A 2,206-nucleotide genomic window follows, 5' to 3' on the forward strand; every position below is an offset into this window, starting at 1 on the left:
TATGCGGTCGATGCAGCGGCCGACGCCGTCGTGCCGGTCGCGGGCATCGCGATCGCGCCCGAGCCGCCCGTGAGCCTGTCGAGCGCGGTTTGCAACGCATCGCGGCCCGACGCCGGCGTGGCCGGCTGGGCGGCCGCGTCCCTGGTCGCGTGATCCGTCAGCGTGGCCGTGGCATCGGGCTGGCCGGACACGGCCGTCTTTTGCGCCGTGGTAGCGGCGGCGGCATCGGCCGGCGTCGCGTTGTCCGTACGGGCTTGCAGTTGCGCCTGCACGGCCGCAGCGGCCGCAAGCGCGGCGGCATCGGAGTTGCTGGCGGCGTTCGTGGTCGTATCGTCGGTCGTGTCGTCGTCATCGGCTGCGGACGGCTTCGCGCCGGCGGCCGGCTTCGACGAAGCCTGTTTCGTCGACGCATCCGGCACGCTGGAATGCAACGCATCGCGACGCGTGATGACGCTTTGCTTCAGCGACTGCGCAAACGGCACGGCGGCCGTGGCGGTCGCGGCATCGTTGCCGGCGGCGCCGGACGAACCCGAGCTGCGGGCGGCCTTGAGGACGGTGCCGGCGGTGTCGAGCAGCGCGCCGAGCAGAGGCAGGGGAGGCATGACGGTTCTCTCGTTCGAATACGGGGGGCGGTTACGACGACCGGGCCGCGTCGGCCCGCATGCGCAGGATCTTCGCGGCGTGTTCGTCGGCGTCGCGCTGTTCGCGCCGGGCGTCGCGCTTCGCTTCCTGCGCCACGCCGCGCGCCTGCAGGATTTCGAACGAGCCGACGGTGCGCTTCTTCTGTTGCCAGTTCGGGCGTGCTTCGTCGATGCGGACTTCGGCCGCGGCCAGCACGTTGCGCTGCTGTGCGATCGCGGTGTCGAGCGTGTCGATGAACGCCTGGAAATTGCGCCAGTTGCCGGCCGGCATCCCGTGCTGCGCGGATTGCGAGAAGCGCGCGTGGTATTCGTCGCGGTAGCGCAGCAGCGCGTCGAGCTGCTCGGCGGCGGCGGTGCGGTCGCGCTGCGCGGTGCCGAGCTGCTTCGTGGCCGAGTCGAGATCGTCCTGTGCGCGGTCGAGCAGCAACTGAAGGGGAAAGCCGTGAGCCATCGGGATCAGCCTCCGTAAGCGTCGAACAGTGCATCGAGCCCGGCGAGGCTCGACGCGAACGGTGCGCATTCGCGAAAGCCCTGCTGCAGGAACGCCTCGATGCGCGGGTAGAGTGCGATCGCGCGATCGAGCTGCGCGTCGCGGCCGGGCGCGTACGCGCCGACCGCGATCAGGTCGCGATTGCGCTGGTAGCGCGACAGCATCTGCTTGAACTGCCGGACATGGTCGAGGTGCGTTTCGTCGATCAGCGCGGTCATCGCGCGGCTGATCGACGCCTCGATGTCGATCGCCGGATAGTGGCCGGCCTCGGCGAGCGCGCGCGACAGCACGACGTGGCCGTCGAGGATCGCGCGTGCCGAATCGGCGATCGGGTCCTGCTGGTCGTCGCCTTCGGTCAGCACCGTGTAGAACGCGGTGATCGAGCCGCCGCCTTCCGGCCCGTTGCCGGTGCGTTCGACGAGCGCGGGCAGCTTCGCGAACACCGACGGCGGGTAGCCCTTCGTCGCCGGCGGCTCGCCGATTGCGAGCGCGATCTCGCGCTGCGCCATCGCGTAGCGGGTCAGCGAATCCATCAGCAGCAGCACGTGCTTGCCCTGGTCGCGGAAATACTCGGCGAGCGACGTCGCGTAGGCCGCGCCCTGCATCCGCAGCAGCGGCGACACGTCGGCCGGCGCCGCGACGACGACCGAGCGCGCGAGCCCGTCCTCGCCGAGGATCTGTTCGATGAATTCCTTCACTTCGCGGCCGCGTTCGCCGATCAGCCCGATCACGATCACTTCCGCGCTGGTGTAGCGCGCCATCGTGCCGAGCAGCACCGACTTGCCGACACCGGAGCCCGCGAACAGGCCCATCCGTTGCCCGCGGCCGACGGTGAGCAGCGCGTTGATCGCGCGCACGCCGACGTCGAGCACGTGATGGATCGGTTCGCGCTCGAGCGGGTTGATCGACGGCGCCGACAGCGGCGCGTCGACTTTCGACGCGAGCGGGCCGAGGCCGTCGAGCGGGCGGCCCGACGCGTCGACGACGCGCCCGAGCATCTCCCAGCCGACCGGCAGGCGCTTGGCGCCCGCCAGCGGATCGGTGACGGGCGCGCTTTCGCGCGGCCACACGCGCG

The 2,206-nt window shown here is 70.9% G+C and carries 2 protein-coding genes and 1 pseudogene; all 3 read right to left on the reverse strand.

Translation table 11 applies throughout. The features are described from left to right. Window positions 1-602: pseudogene (locus G3N61_RS38775) on the reverse strand (flagellar hook-length control protein FliK); the annotation flags it as partial. A 31-nt stretch (window positions 603-633) separates the two neighbouring features. Next, window positions 634-1,092, reverse strand: a complete 459-nt coding sequence (fliJ, locus tag G3N61_RS38780; RefSeq protein ID WP_043184690.1) for a flagellar export protein FliJ — start codon at window positions 1,090-1,092, stop codon at window positions 634-636. Between the two features lie 5 nt (window positions 1,093-1,097). Further along, a partial coding sequence (locus G3N61_RS38785; RefSeq protein ID WP_205825085.1) for a FliI/YscN family ATPase occupies window positions 1,098-2,206 on the reverse strand: 1,109 nt, incomplete at its 5' end.

This window comes from Burkholderia sp. Ac-20349 (assembly GCF_017104865.1).
GTDB lineage: Bacteria > Pseudomonadota > Gammaproteobacteria > Burkholderiales > Burkholderiaceae > Burkholderia > Burkholderia aenigmatica.